At 48.2% G+C, this 23,327-nt stretch carries 22 protein-coding genes; 7 read left to right on the forward strand and 15 right to left on the reverse strand.

Going from position 1 to position 23,327, the window contains the following annotated elements; genetic code table 11:
* From MRJ96_00015 to MRJ96_00025, 3 genes are all read left to right on the forward strand, one after another.
* Nucleotides 1–607, forward strand: a 607-nt coding sequence (locus MRJ96_00015) for a CDP-alcohol phosphatidyltransferase family protein (protein ID MDR4499825.1), incomplete at its 5' end; no start/stop codon positions are given.
* A gap of 65 nt (nucleotides 608–672) precedes the next feature.
* On the forward strand, nucleotides 673–1,650 hold the full coding sequence (locus tag MRJ96_00020; protein MDR4499826.1) for an acylglycerol kinase family protein: 978 nt from the start codon (nucleotides 673–675) through the stop codon (nucleotides 1,648–1,650).
* 11 nt (nucleotides 1,651–1,661) lie between these two features.
* Nucleotides 1,662–2,615, forward strand: a complete 954-nt coding sequence (locus MRJ96_00025) for a hypothetical protein (GenBank protein ID MDR4499827.1) — start codon at nucleotides 1,662–1,664, stop codon at nucleotides 2,613–2,615.
* Between the two features lie 92 nt (nucleotides 2,616–2,707).
* Here the strand turns inward: MRJ96_00025 and glnA are convergent, their stop codons facing one another.
* The 5 genes from glnA to MRJ96_00050 all read right to left on the reverse strand — a co-directional run bounded on the left by glnA (nucleotide 2,708) and on the right by MRJ96_00050 (nucleotide 8,592).
* Nucleotides 2,708–4,117 carry a type I glutamate--ammonia ligase gene (glnA, locus tag MRJ96_00030; protein ID MDR4499828.1) on the reverse strand — a complete coding sequence of 470 codons (1,410 nt, stop codon included), beginning with the start codon at nucleotides 4,115–4,117 and terminating at the stop codon, nucleotides 2,708–2,710.
* Nucleotides 4,118–4,272: 155 nt separating this feature from the next.
* The gene (locus MRJ96_00035; protein ID MDR4499829.1) at nucleotides 4,273–5,577 is read right to left on the reverse strand and encodes an ammonium transporter; all 1,305 of its coding nucleotides are present in this window, start codon (nucleotides 5,575–5,577) and stop codon (nucleotides 4,273–4,275) included.
* A gap of 60 nt (nucleotides 5,578–5,637) precedes the next feature.
* Nucleotides 5,638–5,976: a P-II family nitrogen regulator gene (locus MRJ96_00040; protein ID MDR4499830.1), complete on the reverse strand. Its 339-nt coding sequence runs from the start codon at nucleotides 5,974–5,976 to the stop codon at nucleotides 5,638–5,640.
* 32 nt (nucleotides 5,977–6,008) lie between these two features.
* A complete protein-coding gene (locus tag MRJ96_00045; protein MDR4499831.1) occupies nucleotides 6,009–7,208 on the reverse strand; it encodes an ammonium transporter in 1,200 nt (399 codons plus the stop codon).
* A gap of 133 nt (nucleotides 7,209–7,341) precedes the next feature.
* A complete protein-coding gene (locus MRJ96_00050) occupies nucleotides 7,342–8,592 on the reverse strand; it encodes a porin (GenBank protein ID MDR4499832.1) in 1,251 nt (416 codons plus the stop codon).
* 629 nt (nucleotides 8,593–9,221) lie between these two features.
* Between MRJ96_00050 and MRJ96_00055 the strand changes: the two genes are divergently transcribed.
* Nucleotides 9,222–10,091, forward strand: a complete 870-nt coding sequence (locus tag MRJ96_00055; GenBank protein ID MDR4499833.1) for a right-handed parallel beta-helix repeat-containing protein — start codon at nucleotides 9,222–9,224, stop codon at nucleotides 10,089–10,091.
* A 26-nt stretch (nucleotides 10,092–10,117) separates the two neighbouring features.
* Here the strand turns inward: MRJ96_00055 and MRJ96_00060 are convergent, their stop codons facing one another.
* The 4 genes from MRJ96_00060 to MRJ96_00075 all read right to left on the reverse strand — a co-directional run bounded on the left by MRJ96_00060 (nucleotide 10,118) and on the right by MRJ96_00075 (nucleotide 13,254).
* Complete coding sequence (locus MRJ96_00060; GenBank protein MDR4499834.1) at nucleotides 10,118–10,498, reverse strand: DUF423 domain-containing protein; 381 nt, start codon at nucleotides 10,496–10,498, stop codon at nucleotides 10,118–10,120.
* A gap of 27 nt (nucleotides 10,499–10,525) precedes the next feature.
* Complete coding sequence (locus tag MRJ96_00065; GenBank protein MDR4499835.1) at nucleotides 10,526–10,753, reverse strand: DUF2061 domain-containing protein; 228 nt, start codon at nucleotides 10,751–10,753, stop codon at nucleotides 10,526–10,528.
* A 12-nt stretch (nucleotides 10,754–10,765) separates the two neighbouring features.
* On the reverse strand, nucleotides 10,766–11,269 hold the full coding sequence (locus tag MRJ96_00070) for an Rrf2 family transcriptional regulator (protein ID MDR4499836.1): 504 nt from the start codon (nucleotides 11,267–11,269) through the stop codon (nucleotides 10,766–10,768).
* Nucleotides 11,270–11,385: 116 nt separating this feature from the next.
* Nucleotides 11,386–13,254, reverse strand: a complete 1,869-nt coding sequence (locus tag MRJ96_00075; protein MDR4499837.1) for a sigma 54-interacting transcriptional regulator — start codon at nucleotides 13,252–13,254, stop codon at nucleotides 11,386–11,388.
* A gap of 371 nt (nucleotides 13,255–13,625) precedes the next feature.
* Here MRJ96_00075 and MRJ96_00080 point away from each other — a divergent pair, with 371 nt between their 5' ends.
* Entirely contained in the window at nucleotides 13,626–14,609 is a 984-nt protein-coding gene (locus tag MRJ96_00080; GenBank protein MDR4499838.1) for a multicopper oxidase domain-containing protein, read from the forward strand.
* Nucleotides 14,610–14,977: 368 nt separating this feature from the next.
* Nucleotides 14,978–15,235 (forward strand): hypothetical protein, encoded by a 258-nt coding sequence (locus MRJ96_00085; protein MDR4499839.1) that lies wholly within the window; start codon nucleotides 14,978–14,980, stop codon nucleotides 15,233–15,235.
* A gap of 69 nt (nucleotides 15,236–15,304) precedes the next feature.
* Here the strand turns inward: MRJ96_00085 and MRJ96_00090 are convergent, their stop codons facing one another.
* From MRJ96_00090 to MRJ96_00110, 5 genes are all read right to left on the reverse strand, one after another.
* Nucleotides 15,305–16,744 (reverse strand): response regulator, encoded by a 1,440-nt coding sequence (locus tag MRJ96_00090; protein ID MDR4499840.1) that lies wholly within the window; start codon nucleotides 16,742–16,744, stop codon nucleotides 15,305–15,307.
* Entirely contained in the window at nucleotides 16,741–17,622 is an 882-nt protein-coding gene (locus tag MRJ96_00095) for an ATP-binding protein (GenBank protein ID MDR4499841.1), read from the reverse strand. Before MRJ96_00095 ends, MRJ96_00090 begins: the two co-directional genes overlap by 4 nt.
* Nucleotides 17,622–19,472 carry an AAA family ATPase gene (locus MRJ96_00100; GenBank protein MDR4499842.1) on the reverse strand — a complete coding sequence of 617 codons (1,851 nt, stop codon included), beginning with the start codon at nucleotides 19,470–19,472 and terminating at the stop codon, nucleotides 17,622–17,624. Before MRJ96_00100 ends, MRJ96_00095 begins: the two co-directional genes overlap by 1 nt.
* Nucleotides 19,473–19,858: 386 nt before the next feature.
* Nucleotides 19,859–20,110: a hypothetical protein gene (locus MRJ96_00105; protein MDR4499843.1), complete on the reverse strand. Its 252-nt coding sequence runs from the start codon at nucleotides 20,108–20,110 to the stop codon at nucleotides 19,859–19,861.
* Nucleotides 20,076–20,396 (reverse strand): BrnT family toxin, encoded by a 321-nt coding sequence (locus tag MRJ96_00110; protein ID MDR4499844.1) that lies wholly within the window; start codon nucleotides 20,394–20,396, stop codon nucleotides 20,076–20,078. The genes MRJ96_00105 and MRJ96_00110 overlap by 35 nt, the downstream gene beginning before the upstream one ends.
* A gap of 919 nt (nucleotides 20,397–21,315) precedes the next feature.
* Here MRJ96_00110 and MRJ96_00115 point away from each other — a divergent pair.
* Nucleotides 21,316–22,020, forward strand: a complete 705-nt coding sequence (locus MRJ96_00115) for a hypothetical protein (GenBank protein ID MDR4499845.1) — start codon at nucleotides 21,316–21,318, stop codon at nucleotides 22,018–22,020.
* Nucleotides 22,021–22,179: 159 nt separating this feature from the next.
* On the opposite strand, the gene MRJ96_00120 is transcribed toward MRJ96_00115, so the two are convergent.
* Nucleotides 22,180–22,902, reverse strand: a complete 723-nt coding sequence (locus MRJ96_00120) for an IS3 family transposase (GenBank protein ID MDR4499846.1) — start codon at nucleotides 22,900–22,902, stop codon at nucleotides 22,180–22,182.
* Nucleotides 22,903–23,327 lie beyond the last annotated feature (425 nt).

The raw sequence follows: 23,327 nt of genomic DNA on the forward strand, positions 1-23,327 counted from the left end.
GGCGTTCGGGAGCGGGCTGGTGGCGGGCTGGATCATGACCTTTCTCGACACCGTGGACGGGAAGTTGGCACGGGTCACGGTCACGTCGAGTAAAATCGGCCATATCCTCGATCATGGACTCGACATCATTCATCCGCCACTCTGGTATATTGCCTGGGGCATGGGACTCGCTGCGTTTACGCCGCCAACCCCCTGGCTCTCCCTCGATACTCTGTTCGGAATCATTCTGGCTGGCTACATCGCAGGGAGACTCTGTGAAGGTCTGTTTCAACTCTGCCTGGGACAATTCGGTTTGTTTTGCTGGCGTCCCATCGATTCGTTTAACCGGTTGATTACGGCGCGCCGTAATCCGAACTTGATTCTGTTGACAGGTTCTCTGTGCATAGGCCGTCCTGATCTGGGATTTCTCGCCGTCGCCGCTTGGACGGTCGCCTCAACGATCATTTTACTCATTCGACTCGGACTCGCCTTTGGAGTTCGAATGTTCTCGGGTACGCCACTTCGTCCCTGGTTAGCCGATATCGGAATCGCGATAGACCATGATTCCCTCGCCGCGAAAACATTCACCCGCCCCCCGCTCACCAAAACCATTCAATCCACCGATTGACTCTGTTATCATTTGGCAACATCAGACGGTTCCTCGATCTATTCCGTTTAATCTGAGAGACACTGTTGTCACAAACTGACGCGAAACATCGCCTGGGAATTTTCTCCAACCCCTTAAGCGGGCGCAACAAAAAAAACGTTACACTCATCAACGACATTCGCAAGACGCATCCCGCCATTCTCCAACACGAGGGCCACACGCTCAAGGATATTCAAACGGCGATGGCCGAGTTCGCACGGCGCCGGGTCACAGTCATCGTCATAAATGGCGGTGATGGGACCGTTCAAGCTGTGCTCTCGACGCTCTTTCATCATAGACCTTTCGAGAGCCTTCCGTTGTTAGCCATACTTCCTTCAGGCACATCGAACCTGAATGCAGGCGATGTCGGGCTTAAGGGCAACCGGTCTGTGGCATTACACACATTGCTTCGCTGGGCGAACGGACATGACGTTAAACCCACTATCCTCACTCGACATATCTTACGGGTCCATCGCGTACCGCAGGAAGATCCGATCTACGGCATGTTCTTTGGGACAGGAGCGATCTATCAGGGGGCACAAGTCGGATGGCGGACCAAACATTCCGTCGGTCGTCTTGGCGAAGTGGGCGCGACGTTGATCATGGCCCGATTCTTTCTCTCTCTCCTGTCCGGACGGAATAGTCCGGTCAAAGCCATTGACGTCAAACTCTTCCTTGACGAACAACCTCCAATAGTCGATACATTCCTCACTATTCTTGTGACCACCTTAGATCGACTGTTTCTCGGATTGCGGCCCTATTGGGGGACGGAACAGCGTCCGCTCCATTACACCGCCGTTAAAACCAACCCTCGCCATTTGCCTCGCACATTGCCATCCTTATTGTTTGGCAGGCCTCATCGCCATGGGACCCAGGAGCATGGCTATTTCAGCCAAAATATCGAGAAACTTGAACTGCATATGCATGATGGCTTTACCGTTGATGGAGAAGGATACCTTCCCGACCCTCAACAGGGCCCCGTTCAACTCGCTGACGGAGGCATCGCCTCGTTTATCCGGTTTTAGCGATCACGACCGTGATTATTCCATCGGACTTACGCACACTTGTTCACGGGCTAGATGCCGTCGACGTTCCAGATGAGGTTCACGCTGTCTGCGAGGAACTCCTCAAGCGTTCTTCTCAACGCATTCAAGCCATCCTCTTCTACGGCTCTTGCCTACGATCAGGGTATAACGACGAGGGAATCCTCGACCTCTATCTCATCGTAGATCACTACCGACCATTCTTTCACCGTCCATTACTCGCCTTAGCGAATCAGGTGCTTCCACCGAATGTCTTCTACATCGAAGTGGCGTTTAGAGACCGGATCGTGCGGGCAAAATACGCCATCCTTTCACTGCAACAGTTTCAACGCAGCACGTCGACGCAGTGGTTTCATTCGTATTTTTGGGCACGCTTTGCTCAACCCACAAAAGTTCTCTATACCGCAAACCCCGATATCGCCGCACACGTGTATGATGCCCTTGCCCGGTCCATCATGACATTTTTCACGAGGGTTGTCCCTCAATTACCAGAAAGATTCAACGCATTCGACCTTTGGGAGCAAGGACTGTCTCTAACCTATCAGTGTGAGCTTCGCACCGAACGGTCTGGACGCGTGGCACACATCCTGGAGGCTGACCGTGAGTATTATCAACAAACCGCACACGTTGCACTGGGTCACTTGCCGTTTCCCATAGCGACCGCCAAGACAGCGCAACCCGCGCTGTATCAAACTGAACTGCCCCCATTCCAGCGCATGATGAATTCATCTTCCTGGGCGTTGAGACGTTATCAGGGCAAGCTCTTATCCATACTCCGATTGATCAAAGGACTGTTTACGTTCCAGGGAGGAGTCGACTACATTCTCTGGAAAATCGAACGTCATTCGGGCGTCAGCATCGAACTCACACCAAGACAACGCCAACATCCCCTCCTGTCGAGCCCGGGAGTCTTTTGGAAACTGTACCGCAAAGGCGCGTTTCGATAGATGTGCGAGGAAAAAGAAAGGAGCGCCTACCTCCACTGAAGATAAGCGCTCCTTGAACGAGGGAAAAAACTTTGACGTGAAAGCCCTATGAGCTACACATCGTAGTACATGAAGAATTCATAGGGATGCGGCCGAATACGCACCGGAGCGATCTCATGATCTCGTTTGTACCCAACCCAGGCTTCGATCAGGTCTTCACTAAAGACACCGCCCTTGAGCAAGAACTGATGGTCCTCTTCAAGGCTATTGATCGCTTCTTCCAGGCTCACCGGAAGCGTGGGAATATTGCTGGCTTCTTCCGGTTCCAAATCGTAGAGATTTTTATCCATCGGCTCACCGGGGTGGATCTTATTTTGGATCCCATCAAGTCCCGCCATGAGCATGGCGCTGAAGGCCAGGTACATATTACTGGAAGGATCAGGGAATCGAACTTCAATACGTTTGGCCTTGGGATTCGGCGAATACATTGGAATTCGTATGCCGGCCGACCGATTCCGACTGGAATAGGCCAATAATGTCGGCGCCTCGAACCCAGGAGTCAATCGCTTATACGAATTCGTCGAAGGATTCGTGAATGCGGCAAGCGCCTTAGCGTGCTTCAAGATCCCACCAATATAGTACAAACATTGTTGCGACACTCCAGCATAATCTTTCCCCGCGAAAGTCGGCTTCTTATCCTTCCAAATACTTTGATGGGTATGCATCCCCGTCCCGTTATCACCAAACAGGGGCTTGGGCATGAACGTTGCCGTCTTTCCATGCCGCCGCGCCACGTTTTTCACGATGTACTTATACATCATCATTTTGTCGGCCATGCTCACGAGGGTGTCAAAGCGAAGGTCGATTTCCCCCTGTCCTCCGGTGGCCACTTCGTGATGGTGTTTTTCGACGTGGATGCCAGCTTTCTCCATCTCCCGAACCATTTCCGATCGGATATCCTGTTGCGAATCAGTCGGCGAGACCGGAAAATAGCCTTCTTTGTGACGAGGTCGTGACCCCAGATTATTCCCTTCATCGCCAGAATTCCACACCCCTTCGTCCGAATCGATGAAATAGAAACCGGAATGCGCATTTTGATCGTAACTGACATGATCAAAAATAAAAAATTCCGCCTCGGGGCCCCAATACGAGGTATCGCCAATCTTCGTGCTTTGGAGGTATTTTTCAGCTTTTTGAGCGATAAACCTTGGATCACGCTCATACCCCTGCCGTGTGATCGGATCTTCCACATTCCCGATCATGGAGAGAGTTGGAATTTCAGTAAATGGATCCAAGCTGGCGGTTGATGGGTCCGGGACCAACAACATATCGCTATTTTGAATCGCCCTCCATCCCCTTATGGAGGATCCGTCAAACCCCGATCCTTCTTTAAACAGATCCAGAGAAAGTTCGGATGTCGGGATGGAAAAATGCTGCCAGGTACCCATTAAGTCTACGAACTTCAAATCTACCATCTCGACCTTGTTCTTCTTGGCAAAATCCAGTACCTCACGCGGGGTCATGTGCTACCTCCTTCAGGGGAATTGTTTATAAAAACTTGAAAAGACTTGCGCCCACTGACGAACAGAAACATCCTCCTTCCCTCCACGTCAAAATCTGAAAGAGAGAGGAAAGATCGACACGAACATACGTACAAAAAACGAACGGTATCTACTCTTTAGGAATAGGCCCGTTCACTATGTTGACTCAGGTCCAGCCCCATTTCTTCGTCGTGCGACGATACTCGGAGACCGATGGTCAGATCAAGAATTTTCAAAATTATGTAGGTTCCCACCAGGGCAAAAACGGCGGTAACGAATGCTAGAAGAAGTTGAATTCCGAATTGTCCGGCATTGCCAAAAAAGAGACCCTGCGCGCCAATGGAAGCAAAGAGGCCGGTTGCCAGGATACCCGTCAAGCCACCCACTCCATGGATCCCGACCACGTCAAGAGAGTCATCGTACCCCAGTTTCATCTTCCAGACAACCGCGAGATAGCAGAGTGTTCCCGCGACAAGCCCGATACACAGAGCCGACAACGGCCCAATAAACCCAGCTCCTGGCGTGATCGTCGCTAACCCGGCGATAATTCCACTCGCCACCCCAAGGACCGTAGGTTTTCCCCGATGTACCCATTCAGCCACCATCCAACTGATTCCACCCGCAGCGGCAGCGGTATGCGTCGCAATAAAGGCGGCAATCGCGACTTCATTGGCCCCGAGTGCACTACCCGCATTGAAGCCGAACCAGCCAAACCATAACAAGCCGGTCCCCAAAACCGTCATGGGTAAATTATGAGGTGGCATCGGTTCTGTCCCAAATCCTTTGCGCGGTCCCAGCATGAAGGCGAATACCAACGCGGCCACACCTGAACTGATGTGCACGACCGCCCCACCGGCAAAATCCAACGCTCCCATCTGGCCCAGCCAACCGCCCCCCCACACCCAATGGGCCAGCGGGGAATAGACAAACAAGGACCATAAGACCGCGAACCAGAGTAAAGCGGTGAATTTCATTCGCTCAGCAATACTCCCCGTAATCAAGGCGACCGTGATGGCCGCAAACATCAGTTGAAACACCATGAATAATTGATGCGGAATCGTGGAAGCATAGACAGGACTCGGCTCAAGTCCGACACCATGAAGCCCCACCCAATCCAGCCCTCCGATCAGCCCTCCGAGATCGGGGCCAAACGCCAGACTATATCCGCAAAGAATCCATACGAGGGTAATCATGCAAAGGATGATCGCGGTATGCATGATCGTGGCGAGCACATTTCGACTACGGACCAATCCACCATAGAACAAGGCAAGTCCCGGCAACGTCATACACAAAACCAGGGCCGAGGAAACTAAGATCCATGCCGTGTCTCCCGTATCGATCGTGAGCGAAGCCGTTTCTCCGGCCCACGCCACGGAGCCGTGCAAACAGCCCCATACGAGCACTCCCAGGATACCGATGCCTGTGGTTCGCCGATTCTTCACAACCCCACCTCACCATCAATAGTTGATACGTGTGATTTCACGTTCCAGTGCATATCCCCGCTATACGGCAGACTCATCAGCCTCTCCCGTCCTGATCCGAATAACACGCTCCAAATCCGAGATGAAGATTTTCCCATCGCCGATGCTCCCGGTCTTCGCCGCTCGCCCGATCGTTTCGATTACTTGCGGAACCATCTCATCAGCCACGGCAATCTCCAACTTAATCTTGGGGACAAACTCAATCTGGTATTCCGTCCCTCGATAGGTTTCTTTGTGACCTTTTTGGCGACCAAAACCTTTGACCTCTATCACCGTCATCCCTTGCACACCGATCTCGATCAACGCATCCTTCACTTCATCCAACTTAAATGGCTTGATGATCGCCTCAACGAGTTTCATCTCATACACCCTCCTGTGGCTCTAGACGGTTATTACGCATACGCTCGTTCTCGATGTTGACTGAGATCCAACCCTAACACTTCTTCTTCCCGGGACACGCGTAACCCCACGGTCGCATCGATCAGTTTTAAAATCACAAAAGTCCCGGCAAACGCAAACACCCAAGTGGCGATCACGCCGACGGCTTGAATCGCGACCTGTTCAGGGTTACCAAAAAAGAGCCCGGTGCCTCCACCGACGCTGGCGAACAACCCTGTCGCCATCGCCCCCCAGGTTCCTCCAATACCGTGAATCCCAAGAACGTCGAGCGCATCATCATAACCTAATTTATTCTTCAAAAAGACCCCCAGGTAGCAGACAATCCCACCGCCTAGTCCCACAATGATGGCTGAAACAGGCCCCACATAGCCAGCAGCCGGCGTTATAGCGACAAGCCCGGCCACGGCTCCGCTTGCCGCCCCTAGCACAGTCGGTTTCCCCCGATAGGCCCACTCTACCGTGAGCCAGGCAAGCGCACCAGAGGCTGTCGCTACATGCGTCGCCACAAACGCACTCGCTGCAATCCCATTTGCAGCAAGCGCGCTACCAGCGTTAAAGCCAAACCACCCGACCCACAACATGCTGGCTCCCACTACCGTGAGAGGAAGATTGTGGGGAGCCATGTTTTCTTGGCCATAGCCATGTCGCTTTCCAAGCACCAGCGCACAGGCCAAGGCCGCCACTCCTGAACTGATATGTACGACCGTTCCACCGGCAAAGTCCAACTCGCCGAAACCGGCCAGCCAGCCTCCACCCCACACCCAATGGGCCAATGGCGCGTAGATGAAGGTCACCCACACGATGGAAAACAGGATAAAGGCGCTGAACTTCATCCGTTCGGCGACGGCTCCACTGATCAACGCAACCGTGATCCCGGCAAACATGAGCTGAAAGATCATGAACGCCAGGTGTGGAATTGTCGCGCCATCAAGTGGCTGAGGGCCCACCCCATCCAGGCCCGCCCATTGCAGATTTCCGATCAATCCGTAGACGTCTGGAGCAAACGCCAGACTATATCCCCACAAGACCCACACCACACTGACCGTACAGACCGCGATGAAACTATGCATCATCGTGCTCAGGATATTTTTGCTTCTGACCATCCCTCCATAGAATAACGCCAAGCCTGGAATCGTCATGGCCAAGACCAACGCAGAGGAAACCAACACCCATCCAGTATCTCCAGAATTGATCGCGGGTTCGCCTTCGGCGAGCGCGAAAGTCGTTGATAACAAAAACATTCCGACAACACTGAGCAGTGATACACCAATCTTATTTCGTGTCTGACTCAACATGATTTTCTCCTTATTCCGTCCCTCTTCTCAACTAGAAGAGATAGGCGACTTCCGCAGCAAGCGTTTCCTGATGGTTTGCCGCACGACTCCCGAATTGAAACGTGTTTCGATTCGATTTGTCATAGCGAAACTCGACTCGTGTCAACAGTGAAGGAACGGGTTTGTATTGAAGGGTCACGGTTCCTTCCCATAAGGTTTGGGAAGCCGGAGCTATGCCGTCAAAACAGGTATTGGCATTTCCAGCACTCCCGACTGTCCCGCCACAACCCAAAAACCCATCGGCATCCTCAAAGAGTTCACCTCGAATACGAATCCCCCATTCATCGGTGAAATTATGGATGACGTACCCCGCCACACCATTCCACCGCGCATTGGTTCCAGGCGTTGCATTCGCTTGATTGGCATAGTAGGCCTCGATAACGAACTCCGTCTGATCGGTTGCTTGTATGTCGATAATCGCTCCGCCCAAGACTCGATCAGAATTATCCGTACCTAATGCCCCTTCAGGTCCCCAAAATCCGAACAATGAAACGCTCAACCAATCGGTCGGCGTCACGCCGAGCAAAGCCTCCACGGACTTACTCCGGTTGAGGTCTGCCTGAGTTCCGGTAAACGAGTTGATGCCACCGATGGAAAACGTAACGCTTTCACTCACTTGATAGGTGCCTCGTATCCCTGTCGTCGTGAAGGGTTCACCCAACCCAAATAACCAAGAGCGAGAAAAGTTGGGGTTCAATGGACTTTCGATGACTTCATACCCAATCAAAGTGTTCATTCGACCGATTCGAAGGTCGAGACCGTTTCCTATGGGTGCGACATACTGGGCGTAGGCTTCCTGAAAATCAACCTCATCGGCTCCGGTATTGCCGCCCGTAAATTTCGCATCTTCACCAAAATCCAACTTCACGCGAAACCCCGCACGCTCTTTCATCGAACCACCGGATTGACCTACTTTCTCGACCACCAATTGCGCCATGTTGGGTCGAAACGAATTCGCGTCACCATCAAAAATCCTCAGCGCATTAGCCTGAGAATTCGGGTTGTTAAAATTCTGGGTATACGAAGCGGATACATACCCGTAGAAGGATATCCCGAGCTTCTGCGCCAGCGAATTTTCGCCTGCCGTTTGCTCGATCTTTTCTAATCGTTCCAAAATGTCAGCAGAGGTATCATCAGCCAATCCTGGGCTGGTGCTTCCAATCACCATCAAGAACGCACTAAATGTGGCGAAGAAACACACCTTGTTCCTTAGCCCACCGATAAAGTGAAATATTCCGTCCATTACGTCTCCTTCAATCAAGGGTTTAATGAGCATGCTTGTCTTCTCTTGTGACAGAGTGCAGTGACAAGGCCGTTCGGCGCGGGCACAAGATAAAGCTTCATTACTCATTCGGCATACACGCTCATAAACACAACTGAATGTACTGACTTTAGTAGTCAGCAGGCACTGAATAAGCAAAAAAAAAGCCCTCAGCCCCTTCATTGGGGTGAGGACTCCATCGTCCCAACCTTATTCAGTTGTCTTTCGCGCACATCTTGAAGAGACAACGTTGTCTCTCAAGTTAGCTAAGTATGTAGCACTCTCCTCTCAACCTGTCAAGTCAAAGATTGTCATGGACAAAAATGTGAGCAACGTTTCATCACCGATAAAAAAGGACGCACAATGTACAGCAAAACGGCCTATTGGGAAAACATGATCTGAAAAGACTACAAACATTCATGCATGTCTATTATTTCGAAAATTTCTAGAATTAGAATGTTCAAGATAAAACCGACCAGTCAATCACCAGGCGTTCAGAACGCGTCTTCACATAAGACATAAGGACATAAGGACATAAGATCATAATGCGACTTTCCGGACAAACTAAACCTTGACACGATAGAACTTTCCTCAAATAATAGTCCACGCTCATGAACTCTCTCCCCCATCAAGACGATGATGCCACGCCTCAAGACCCTTGCCCATCACATGCACCCTCCATTCCTGAGGTACAGGAAGCACGGAACCAGGAAACGTGCCAGGGCGGCCGCACGCTCATTGTCGACGCCAAGGATGTCCGCTGTTACGCCAAACCCAGCGCTGCGCTGAAGGAGGCGGGGCCAGAGGATCAAGTCTTCGTCCGGACAGGGATTTATGAAGATCGAGTCTTTGTCGCCGATCGAAGGATTCGGCTCATTGGTGAAGACCGAGATCGAGTACAGATTTTCAGTCGCCGAAGCAGTCCGTTGTATTTGCAACGAGTCCCAGGCGGACGGATCGAGGGAATCACGTTTCGGTACGTGGGCAGTGATCAACACTCGGCCATGAACATCCTTGACTCGACCTGCACGATTACCAGGTGTCGCGCGACGGAAGGCATTCTTTCCGGGGTCGTCCTGTATGGACCAGCCTGTCGCCCAACCTTGTCGGAGAATGAAGTGTGCTATAACCGCGAATCAGGGATCTTTTCATTCGCCGGCGCTCATCCCTACATTAGTCACAATGCCTGTTTCGGCAATCATCACTTCGGACTCGCCGTGCGGGATGATGGCACGTCTCCGGACATCGTCCACAATACCTGTCGGGACAATATGCTAAGCGGCATCCTGCTTTTTCATTCGGCCAAAGCTCTTCTCCTGAACAACCATTGCCATCAGAATCAACATTGGGGCATGGTCATGACTCCGGATTGTCAAACCTCACCAGAACACGACCAATTAATCCAAGCCAATCGATTCAACGAGAACCCACGCGGAAATCTCATCGTCACCCATGAACCCCTTGCAGAAATCGGTCGATGAGAACAGGGCAGTCTCGTTGGCTTTCATCAAGACCGCTTGGCCATCCGCCAAAATCCGATCGTTAAGTATAACCATCCGGCAAGAAAACAGAGTCCTCCAAGTGGGGTAATCGCCCCCAGCCACCGTACACCGCTCAACGACAGGATATAGAGACTTCCGGAGAACAAGACGATGCCGGCGAGAAACGCCCATGTGGCCCATCGAAAGAGTGGAAGCTGATAATGGGTGAACGCGCCGCCTGCAATGATAAGCCCGAACGCATGGTACATCTGGTATCGTATGCCAGTATGAAAAACCTCCAGCATATGTTCGGACAGAATCGAACGTAACCCATGCGCGCCGAAGGCTCCCCCGGCGACTCCCAATAGCGCGATCAATGCTCCCGCGGCCATCCATCGAAATCCCATTTTACATCCTTCCCTATTGACGACGATTCAAGGCGAAGCGGTCGGCGGCGGCGGCATTCTCCCCCACTGAATATGCTGCCATCCACGTTCATGCGCCCAATACAGGCCAATTTTGGCGAGTGAGTCGCTGGCGCCGGCAAATAGGGCCATGCCGACTTCTCCCGAAATCAACCAGACCACGAGCGTCGTCACGAGAGTCGCGATCACGCGCCAGCTAATGCCTTTCACCAGACTCCGTATATGCGTTTCCATCATCGCAGCTCCCGTCTATTTCGAAGGTAATAATCGTTTCTTGGCTGGATTTTTCTTGGCGTGGGATGCTTTCGCCTGTGTTCGCGGGACATCAACATGCTTCACAAAATCCTCAAGCGTATAATGATCGAGAACCGAGGAAATCGCATTTCTCACTTCCAACATAATGCTTTGAATCGCACAGGCTGACTTCTCGGCATACGGACAATCCTCACACTTCTGGTACGCGGTCTGGCTCACGCATCCGATCGGAGCGAGTGGGCCATCAAGCGTCCGGATGACCTGACCAAGCGTGATTTCAGAAGGAGACGATCGAAGCCGATAGCCGCCATCCACTCCCCGCCGACTGGATAAGATTCCCGCATTTTTGAGCGTCAGAAGAATGCCTTCCAAGAACCCCAATGGAATTCTTTGCTCTCGAGCTAACTGCGTCCGCTGCACAGGCACGGCCTGCTCATAATTCGCCGTGAGCTCGATCAATGCTCGTAACGCATACTCGCTTTTCTTCGAAAATTTCATATTCTGATAAATGTTAGCTAAATTTATTAAGAATTGTAAAACTTTTTCAATTTGCCATGGAGCACAGCGTCAGACAGAGCACCATGGGAAGACCTCGCCTACGGCTCACGGAGAGTTCAGGAGCCGTTGTCCTGAGGTTCGGACCCGGACTGATGACTCGGAAGCACATGCTGCTTATCCAGCTGCATTTTTTTCATACGCGCGACCAAGGTAGTCGGCTTGATCCCAAGAAGTTCGGCGGCCCCTCCCGACCCGTAGACCTTCCAACGCGTCTGCTTTAACGCGGTCAGGGTGTTACGCCGAATGAGCCGTTGCAGCTCTTTCTCCGACAGAATCTCAACCGTTTCAGGACGGGGATAGCCTTGGGTAGAACCACGCCGCTTCGATTTGATCGGTAATTCAAAATACAGCTCTCCAGATCGGGAGGTAATCAGCGCTCGCTCGATGATATTTTGCAGTTCTCTCACGTTGCCCGGCCAGTGGTATCCTTGCAAGATACTCACATGTTGAGGAGTGAGCAGGGGCCTCGCACAATGTAATTTTTTCGACTCGATGTCCAGAAAATGATCGGCCAGCAGAGGAATATCTTCCTGTCGATATCGCAATGGCGTGATTTCGATGGGGAAGACATTCAAGCGGTAGTAGAGGTCCTGTCGAAATCGGCCAATGTCCACTTCTTTTTTGAGGTCACGATTGGTAGCGGCGATCACTCGAACATCGACCGTCCGCGTCCGTTCATCCCCGACCCGTTCATATTGCTGCTCTTGCAGAACCCTGAGGAATTTACTTTGAACATCAAGCGGAATTTCTCCCACTTCGTCAAGGAACAGCGTCCCGCCGTCTGCGGCTTCGAACCGACCGGCACGCCCTTTGACCGCCCCGGTAAAGGCCCCTTTGACATGCCCGAAAAACTCACTCTCATACAATTCTTTGGGAATGGACGCGCAATTCACGCGGATGAGTGGACGCGCATGCCGACGGCTCCGTTTGTGGATTTCTCGAGCCACCAGCTCCTTTCCAGTTCCAGACTCACCCAGAATCAGGACCGTTGCATCAGTCCGCGCCACCAGATCCACCTGGCGAATGACGTTTTCCAACGCAGGACTGTGGCCGATCAGATCGCCAAACGCACAGGCTTCGATGACCTCTTCCTGCAAGTATAAATTCTCCGCTTCCAGGCGGTTTTTAGTTTCCAGTAATTCTTCAGCCTGTTTGCGGGCACTGATATCAACAGCCGATCCCTCGTACCACTGCGTGACACCCTGAGCATCGCGAACCACTCGAGCATTCTCAGAGATCCAGATCACTGTGCCATCACGCCGGTAGACCTGTGACTCAAATTCGGTCACGATATCCATCTGTTCTACGAGTTGGCAAAATTGCTGTCGACGTTCAGGATGAACGTAGAGCTGCACGCCAATCCGTGAAACCGATTTGATGAGATCGGAGGATGAGCCGTACCCCAACAAATGACTCAAGGCCGGGTTCGCGTTTAAAAAGATTCCGTCAAGGCTCGTTTGATAAATACCTTCGATGGCTTGATTGAAGATCGCCCGATACTTTTCCTCGGATTGCCGAAGGGCGTCTTCCGCGGCCCTTCGCTTTGAGATGTCACGGATGATCCCACTGAAGAATTGCTGATGATGCTCCTTCCAGCTCGATAGTGTCAGTTCCAGCGGAAATTCCTCGCCGCTTTTCCTGAGGCCATAGAGCTCAGACGTCGTTCCAATCAGATGCATCTTGCCCGTTTGACAATATCTGGCGATCCCTTGCTGATGTGAAAGACGATACCGCTCCGGCATGAGCATCGTGAGCGACTGGCCCACCACTTCATCGCTCTGGTAGCCGAACACTCTCTCTGCGCCACTGTTCCAATACAGAATGGTCCCACGGCCATCTCCTATAATGATGGCATCACTGGATGATTGCGCCACGGCCCGAAACCGTAATTCTGCATCGTATAAAGAGCTGCTATCATTTAACATCGCGGCTCGTCACTCCTTCTCAAACAGGTAAAAACAGGGCGAAAAAGGTCAAAACAGGTCAAAACAAGATCGATAAACATTTCAGGTAAGTTCTCTCTGGTCATTCAGTATGGGGAATAACGCTTCTCTCTCACCTTGTTGCTACTCACTGCACATCACTGCTACACATCGACTGCATGAACAAAATAGTAACAAGATGGCAGCATTTTTTCATTTTTCAACGAAATTTTGTTTTCCTCAATATTGAAATATAAAATTTTTAATAATAAAATCAATAGCTTGGACAAGTTTTCTCTTGGCATGTTTACTGCTATAGATACTACAGTACAGACAACTAACTCATACACCAATCATAATCAGGAGGAAGAAGAATGAATGAGGCGTCGCATTACTCAACCCTGCCCTTTGGCCTACCCTTTGGATGGTATTTTTGGGGCCTAACCATCGCCGTACTCCTCACGGTTAGCCCGGCTGCCGCCAAAACGGTCAACGTCGAAATGACCGCCGTGGAAACAGAAGTGGTCGTTGACGGTAAGGGAACGAAATACAAAGCCTGGACCTTTAACGGACAATTTCCCGGCCCTGTCGTTCGAGTCACCGAGGGCGATACCGTACACTTCACACTCAAAAACTTGCCGACGAATAGCCGTCCGCATTCCATGGACTTTCACTCCGCAGAGACTAACTTTCTCGAAAATTATTCAGAAATCAATCCGGGTGAGACCAAGAAATTTACTTGGGTCGCCAAACGGCCAGGGATTTTTGCCTATCATTGCGGAGCTTTTCCGATGATTCAACACGTGGCCCGAGGCATGTTCGGAGCCGTGATCGTCGACCCCAAAGACCCTTCGGTAATGCCGAAAGCCGATAGAGAGTACGTCTTAATCCAATCCGAACTCTACAACGACCCGGATGATGTGCAGGGCATGTTCGCGGAAAAATACGATCACGTCGTCTTTAATGGCGGAATCTTCAAGTATGATCCTGTCCATGCTACGCAAGGCGGAGATTTTTTGCAGGCCAAACCCGGAGAGCGCGTACGGTTCTACTTCGTCAACATCGGGCCAAACCGATTTTCCGCCCTTCATCCCATCGCCGAAATTTGGGACGACGTTTGGCCCACCGGAACTCCGGCGAACCGCATGCAAAGCATTCAAACCCAAGTGGTGGGTCCAGCCGATGGCGCGATCATGGATTTGGTCGTTGAGACGGAAAACATCATTCCGATCGTAACGCACTCTCTCACTGACGCGCTTCGAGGAGCGATTGCTCTCCTGGAAGTCAAGAAAGATGCCGAAGATTTGCCACTCATGCCCTACGTGGCTCCTTCCGACAGCGCACCTTCTTCAAAATAGACACAAACTATCGAAGTCTGCAGAATCACTCCTTCCGAGCAGATATGCACTCCCGGAATGTCGGCAACGCCGTCTTCCGGGAGTCTCTTTCCGGCAATTTCGGCTTCCACTGCTTATGCCAGTAACTGTCTGGCATCGTCCCTGAGTATCGCTGTAATTGGATTCTCTACCATTCGTTCTTCTGTCTTCGTTTGCCAAGCTGTTGCCTCGTGACGTCTCCCTTCCTGGCCAAGTAGTGGATGTTGGACAACATCCAGTTCAACCCGAGATTCCGCGTCCGTTCAACTCACTCCTGACACTACTTTCAAATATAACTCGCGCGCCGGACGGGAAAATATCAAAAGATCAGGGCGCAAAATGAGCGAGAGGTGAAAATCTGTGATATTCGTGACAAGGACGAAAAGCAGGCCTTGATAGACCGACAACTAAGACAACGGCAGGATTTGCAGGATCAAGTCCAGCCCATCCTTCGAAAACATCAAAACATCATCGTTCAACTTAAAAAAGATGTTGCAAAATACATGGAAATGGGTGTTTTGGACCACGAAGCTTTACAGGAAAATGAAAGTCAACTGGATAAGAAAAAAGAACCTAACAGGGATCAGGGGAATGTCCCAGAGATGTAAATGTGAAAATTAACATCGATTAAACGTGGAACTTGTGAGGTCACCCTCTTATTGAACAACGGATATGCTTTAAGTTGTCGCATAAAGATTTCTTGTACCCTCTAGTAATGCAATGGCTAAACCTTTATCAGTATCTGTATATTTTAATTGTCTAAGTAAATAGCTATATGCAGATGCCGCTCTTTCCCGTCTTCCCGCTTCAACTGATCTGGTCCATTCTCGTACAAATTTGATCACCTGAGGGATGGGACAATCCTTGATATATTCCTCTAGATCAAACCATTTCCTTGCTTGTTCTATACTTGGCCAATTACTAATGCTTGCAGCGTCAGGATGAAAGAAAAGACTAAACTCAAGCGTTACTGGATCTATCGTTGCAGGCCCTTCTTTAATATCACCATAGTCTATAAGAGTAGCTGTACTTTGTTCGCGATTAACAAGAATGTTCTTGCCATTCAAATCACCATGAATATAACACCATTTGGCTTGAAGAGGCTGATCCTCAAACCCTGTTGCCCAATCTAAATCATATTCTTTAATAAGAGCTTCCGCACACTCATTGTTTAATAAAAGGCATCGAACATCTTTTATTGTTTTACTTTCTTCCGTGGAAGCTTCCAGCCATTTATCCGTCAAATCACGTATGTTCTTTGATAAATTCGTTTCTATGGTGTCTCCTGTGGCCACTCCAAAGAAATCAGTATCGTGGCCCACAGCTAAGCCATAGAATACGGCCGCAGTATCTTTAGCACCAAAAACTGTTGTTTCAATTCGCCTGGGAGTGATCTCAGGTCTAAGACGACTAATATAAGCAGCATAATTCTCATCTTCGGTACTGATTGTTGTGTGATCTGCAATTTTAGCGACCACATTATGTATTACATTACCGGAGTTGTTATATACACAGATTCTATATACTCTTGCCCCAGATAATCCTCCTGAAATTATTGAAATATCACAACGTGTTCCATTATTGCGCCGTGCAAAAATTCTTATAAGTCTATCGTCTTGAAGTGGAATAGCTATGCCATCGGAAGTTTTATTTACTTCTACCTGATGAAGATTCCTAATAGCTTGGACGATATCTTTGATTTTACTTTCATAATCATCTAGCCTTCTTTTTAGAGCATGGCCTACTGTTGATCTTTTTTGGCCTTCTCCCCATATATCTGTCTTTTCCGAAGATTCCAAAAAGTCTGATACTAGGTCGTCAGTACTCGACGCCGTCAAAATTAATATAGGCAACCCGGGAGCGACATCGTTACAGTAATGCAAAATCTCGTTGCCGTATTCGATTTTTTTCTCTGAAGATCCACTAAACGCTGGAATAGTAAGGTCTAAGCTTAGTAGATCATAAAAATTCTTATCCTCTAATAGCTGGCGCGCTTCATCACGATTGGTAACAACTGTTATTTGAGCATTAGCATCTAACTCTTGGATAATCCTTAAGATATACTCAGAAATATCGTCATCGTCTTCTACGACAAGTATATGGGGTGAATGACTCATACCTGAAGTCTCCACCTTAACTCTAACTTAGCGCCTCCATCCTTTGCAGTTGCAAGAGAGGTACGCCCATCTAGATTTTCTAAGGCATGCTTAACAATAGCTAACCCAAAACCACCATGTTTTTTTTTGGAACTGTTACCTACTTCAAAAAAAGAACTTTTTCCATCACATATTCCTGGTCCGTTGTCTAATATACTTACGGAGTACTCAACGTCTGTTTTGCTCCAAGAAACAATAACCCTTTTTTCATCTGTATTTTCTTGTACCGCCTCAACAGCATTTCTAATACCATTTGATATAGCCATATGAAGCAAGTTGATGTCACCTTTAATTATAAAAGGTTTTTGTCCACTCAATGAGACGTCAGTTCCCTCTTTGCATTCTTGTTGAGATATTTCCTTGATAAGCTCAGCTAGATCAAGCTCATCAGCTTTAGGAGTTGCAATAGATCTTCTTAGATCTGAAAAACCAGACAAAACCATATCTAAACTTTCCAGATATCTCTTGGTTTCACTATTTTCAAAATCAGAAATTTCTTGTTGCGCAGAAACCCTTATTAGGCCGACCTTAGGTTCAATTTCATGTAATATAATTCCCGCCCATTTATCTGCTTCTTGTTTCGTAGCAACAATTCCTTCATCTTCATCTATTTGATTTTCGTCTGTACTTTTTGGATCTTCTGGAGTATTTGACCTAGAGTTTCTCTTAATTGCTAACTCTAAGGCTGCCCTTACGTGTGAAACCCGCTCTTTTTGGAGGAAACTTTTTAGTTTTGGAAGTAGATCAGGAAGGCTTGTTCGAGAAAAATGTCTAGCTCCACGGAGCCTTTGATGAGGAGAAGATGATTCTAAAAGCTTAATGGCGTCAGAACTTTCCATCACATAAGCTCTAGCAATCTATAAAACTCAGCCCTACGTTTAAATGCTTCTGCACCTCCTTCCATAACTGTAGAGATTGCTTCAACCACGTCTACATCTTCCAAAGAGCCACTTACTGCCTCATACCCTCTATTACCATCAGATTCCATCTGAATAACTAAATCAGCATCGCCCAAAACAGGGATGTTGGCATTGTGAGTCGTCAATATCATTTGGCCTTTATCTGCTCGCCGCAAAATTGCCTTTATAAGAGTGCTAGTTATGAAAGCGTTATCAATATGGTCTTCAGGCTGATCAATGACTATTATTCTTTCAGTGTGTTCTAAGATGAGAGGCAATACAACAGTACAACGTTGACCGGTTGATAAATCTATAAAATCTTTGTAGTCCCCCCCATCTAGTAAAGAAAAGGATACTGTATCCTCAACTTCTACCGTGGTAATTTCTCCTAAGTCGGCTTCATTCAAGGCAGCAATTATTTTGGCAGCTCTGTCTGAATTTATTCCTGCTATGTCGGACAAGCCATCCACGTTGAAATCATCAACAAGTTCTAAAAGTTCTCTGGGACTTATGTTGTTGGCTATTTTAGGAACCAGAGTTTTATATTGAAGACCACTACCTTTCAACGCATCAGTCAATGCTGCACTATAATTTCCTACTTGCCCCGATTGAAAAACTTCGATTTTTATCTGAGGCCCTAAAGTTTTATTGAGACTTTTTTCAATTTTTGAACGCTCTTCGAATTGTTGAACACGAAATTTCTCCAAAAGATCTAGCTGCACATCTCTTTTTGAAATAAGATCGGCAAGAGCCTTTTTTTCTTTTTTCAAAACAGCTTCTAGCGCTCCTAGTTGTGCCAAGCGCTCTCTAAGCTTTTGACCCTCTCGAACAATAGCTCCTGCACCTTTTTGCAACTCCTCTATCGACTGACGCAACGTACGTGCTTTCTCGTCTAACTTTTTTCTTTCACTTTCAGACTTCTCAAGCAGTTCTTCTATCTCTGAATCTATTTCTTCGAATCCTGCAAAAGCTTGTTGAAGTTTCCTATCTATAGGTCCTAGTTTTTTTACTATGCTCTCAAACTTACCTTGCACAACTTCATCGTCCGAAATCTCGTAATTAGGTATACTTGAAATAGCTTTCTCAACAAGCCCCTCGACTTCCTCTAAATCCTCCTGGAAGCGACTAATGGTATCTGCCTCAACAGTGAGCGTTGCTAGTTTCTTAGAAAGCTTTTCGAGTTCATTTGCCTTTTTCTTAGCATCTGTAGATATACCGGAAACTTTTTTCTCTTTGGGGGCTAACTCTTTTAGCTTTTCTTGAAGTTCTGGAATTTGTGTTAGTTGAGTATCTAGTTCGTCAATGCCCTCTTTCAGGCTGTCGATATCCGAAGTTAAAGACCGGATAACCGCTATAGCTCGATCTTCTGAATTTTTTAATTTTTCCTTGTCCCGAGTAAACCCATCAATAATTTTTAAACGACCACCAGTTTGCAGTCCTACTGTTTCCACTTCAGACTGGGAAAATATTAATGGCTTTGTATAACGAGCGCTTGCATCTGGCTTGCTATGTTCAGCTGTTCTGGATACAGAAATAATATGCTCATCGTCTCTTAAGGTGACCGTTATTTGGCCACTTCCTAATACAGACAAGGCATGATCATAAGAACGTCTTTTTGTTTCTTCTGAATAATTCTTAGCTGAAAGGCAGAAACGAATTAACTCAAGCAAAGAACTCTTTCCCGTCCCCCTCGCTCCAATTATGACATTTAGGCCAGGAGAAAAAGTTATGTCTAAGCCATCCAAAAACCCTTCTTCTATTTGCACGCGCTCAATATACAATTTTTTCACCTGCCAAATTCTTAGGAAACATAAATATTTTCTGTCTTGCCATACATCAAATTCGTACGAGAAAGAACACCTACTTCAGTATTTTTATAGGGAGGTTTACCGATAAACACTAGCATATTATCTTCAGGTTATGTAGTACGCCTGAATGCCAAAGGTCTATCAGCAGAACTCTACAGCTAGAGGGATGCAACGGGAGAGCGCAGCGTCTCCCTTGCCAAGTATTTGCGCACATCTTGCGGTAAACCTTACCGATCAGGTCTTAACGCAAATGTCATACAGTTGGCGTCCTGAAAATGAGCCAACATGAACCGCAGCCGAACTCCCTTCAAGTATCATTGCCTTGTAATTCAGGTGTTAGTGGAATAGCAAAACGAACACAGAAGTTCCTAATGCGAGGTCAAGGATTCTTCAACGGCCTTGCGGATATATTTCTGGTAGGAAATGCCTTCCTGTTCCGCTTTCTGCCGAACTGCAGCCAGCAATTGCTCTGAAAACCGAAGATTGACCTGCTTGTCTTTCGGGAGCATCTCAAAATTGACCGCGGTGAAATTCTTCAGATTGGTGTAATCCGTCAAATCCTGGTCTAGGAACTTTTCAGCGTCTTTATCGCTCTTTAATTTTGGCACTTTCTTCTTCATATCGTTTCGCCTCTTTCTCATGCATATAACGGGCACTAATGGGTCGGATTAGCCTCTCTCCATTCACATCTCGCAGGGTAAACACCACAAACATCGGTTTGTGCTTTTTCGAGTGTCCAATCGCCAGAAAACGCTCCTCTTCATCGGAGTGTTTGGGATCGGGGGTAACATAGACTTCTGTTTGCTGAAAGAAATGCTCAATCTCCTTCTGGGACAGGCCATATTTTTGGCATTTTTCCCGATTTCCCTTATCCCAATCAAAACCGTTTACTTGGATATTCATCATAGCATGAATTTATACATTCGTATATACAAATGACAATCCTTTCATTCTTCCATTTTTGACTCCGCAAATTAGGAACAAATCATGTCCATTTGTTTCGTATTCACCACAGCCCTGTAGACCGTTTGTAGTTACGAAAATACCTGGGCAATTAACCCTAGGAACAGAAAGCTGTTTTACGAGTAAAAATCAAAAACTTCGGCAGGATGCTCTAGAGCTTTGATGAACGATTTGGAACCGCCCAAACCGCACTCCCGTTCAGGGCCTTAAGCAATTTCAGAGAGCGATGAGTGTGAAATGGTGGACGCCAATAGAGAAACTTTGGCTGGAGCGAATTGCTGGGCTCGTCCATTGCTCAACTGATGCTCTTCGCGTAATAACCGACTTCATGCGCTAAAAGACCAGCGAATCAGCAACAGGGTATTCCGGACTTTGGAAGAATGGAACCTTATTCTTCAGAGTGCTTCAAGTAATCTTGCTGTATCTGGCCAAATAATGCCCCTCCTATTTTTTCTGCGTGTCATCTTCCAGCCAGAAGCGGACATTTCATCTTCTGCAGCCAATATGAGGAAACAGGCTCATTCTCGAATCAACCAAGTGCCACACTAGGTGAGAAAAATGTATTTTAAAAATGGACAATGCCCTCCTTTTTTCATTGTTTTTGGAATTAGCCCCGAGAGTAGCTTGATAATCGGTTGTTTTATCTCTCTTGACTTTCAAGAAATTTTAAAGGGTGCAGTTCTCATATTTCCTTCTTATGCACTTGTCATTCGAATGCAATGTCAAAAGTCTTAGGCAGATTGCCTTAGGATGTTATTTAGTTACAATTTTTGATAATCGCATGTTCCGTAAAAATGTAAACATTCAACCACGAATGATGATTTCGATATTAGTTTGACTTAGTTACCAAGTGAGAAACTGTATGCGACAAACGCTTGCAATTGTCTTGGCATTCCTGTGCCTTTTAAAAATGGGATGTGCTGTGGAGAAACTCACCATGGAGCAACGAGAATGGCTGAAACTATCTTCCATCACCTTTTCCCACCAAGAACCGCACATCTTCGAAGTGATCACAATAGCAAATTCGTCACCTCCCAAGATGGAAAAGTTTTCGTGGGGAGAGGTATTGGAAGAAGCTTTGCCAGGCGGTGCTCCCGATCCTCTGACTCCTCGCGAACTTGGAGAGATGGTTCGAACCCAGACTGGCCTCGAGGATCCGGTTCCTCGAATCCAAAGGGCCCTTATGGAAGAATTCCAAAAGCAGTTGGGGCAGATCAAAATGCAGGAAATGAAAGAGTTGCATCCAATGAGTGATTTGGAAGGTCTTCGTGAACAAGCAAAAACCGACATGCTCTTTACGATGAAAACAACGCGCTGGATGCTCAGGTTTTACCTAACGAGCATGAATGCGTATTATTTAGACTATAGAGCGTCTGCTCAACTCATTGATTTAAAGAAATTGAATGTCATCTGGAGTGGTAGCTGTGCATATCAAGAAGATGCTCGAAAAGGGGCTCAACGGCCCTGGCTCCGTGAATTTTTGGTTGATGATGGAGCTCTGATGAGAACCGAAATCAACCGAGCGGAAGAAAAATGCATCAAGCAATTGACGGAGCAATTATTTTAACAAGAGAAGTTCGTGCCTTCAGTGTAGTAAAGTGGCCCCCATTGTCAAGACAGCAAATTGCTGAAAATAAGATAGTATAGACCTCGGTGTTTTCATAAATGTCTTTGGTGATAGATTTCTGCTGGTGTTTGATAGTCATGAGCCTGATGCGGGCGTTGTTCATTGTAAAAGACAAAATAAGCGGTCAAGCCTCTCACCAATTCTGAGCCTGTCGTATAGTCCCGCAAATAGATATCTTCGATATTGGACAGAACGCCATAAGCGTTCAATGAAGATAGTGTCAAACACCCGACCACGCCCATCCATACTGACTCGACTCCCAGCCTGCTCTACCCGGGTTATCCACGCCTGGGACGTAAATTGAACACCTTGATCACTATTAAAAATGTCGGGCACCCCATGGGCGAACGCCTCATCCAAGGCCTCCAAGCAAAAATCGGCGTCCAACGAATTGGAGACGGCCCACCCTACGATATAGCGACTAAACCAATCCATAATGGCGACCAAATACATAAAGCCGACGGTCATGGGCACATAGGTGATGTCGACACACCAGGCCTGATTGGGCCGCATCACTGAGACATCTCGGAGTAAATAGGGATAGCGTGGATGAGCCGGATGCGCAATGGAGGTCTGAGGCCCAGGAGCGACCCCTTCCAACCCCATCAGACGCATCAAGCGTTGAATGCGTTTCCGATTCATCGGATGCCCTTGCTCCTGCAACCACACCGTCATGCGCCGACTGCCATAAAAGGGAGTGATCAGATACTGTGCGTCGAGCAGACGCATGAGCTGTAAGTTCTCAGGCGTTTCTGTGGCTGGCGTGTAATAGTAGACCGAACGCGACAACCCCATGAGGTTACATTGTTGTTGAATGCTCATGTTCGGATCCTCCGCATCAATCAGCTGACGTTTCTGATCAGGAGACAGGCCCCACTTTTTTCAGCCAATCCAGTTCCACATTGAGCCGACCAATCATCTCATAGGCTTGCCGTCATTCTTCGTCTGCAACGCCTGACGTTCCCTCGGCACTCCGTTTAAAGAGCTCGGCCACGTGGTTGCTTACCTGTTTCTTCCAGATCATAATCTGTGTCGGATGGACCTGGAACTCGTTAGCGAGTTGCTGGCAGGTTTTGACTCCCTTGATCGCTTCCAACGCAACCTTCGCCTTGAATGTTACACTGTGTCGTGTCCGCTTTTTGGACAGACCTCGGACCACTCCCTCATGAATGGAACAAGTCGATGTTCCACCATCTTAACGCACTGTCCCAATATTGGGGGCCTCTTTACCCCACCTCATCCTAGGC

This window comes from Nitrospirales bacterium, assembly GCA_031315865.1.
In the GTDB taxonomy this organism is placed as follows: Bacteria; Nitrospirota; Nitrospiria; order Nitrospirales; family UBA8639; genus JAGQKC01.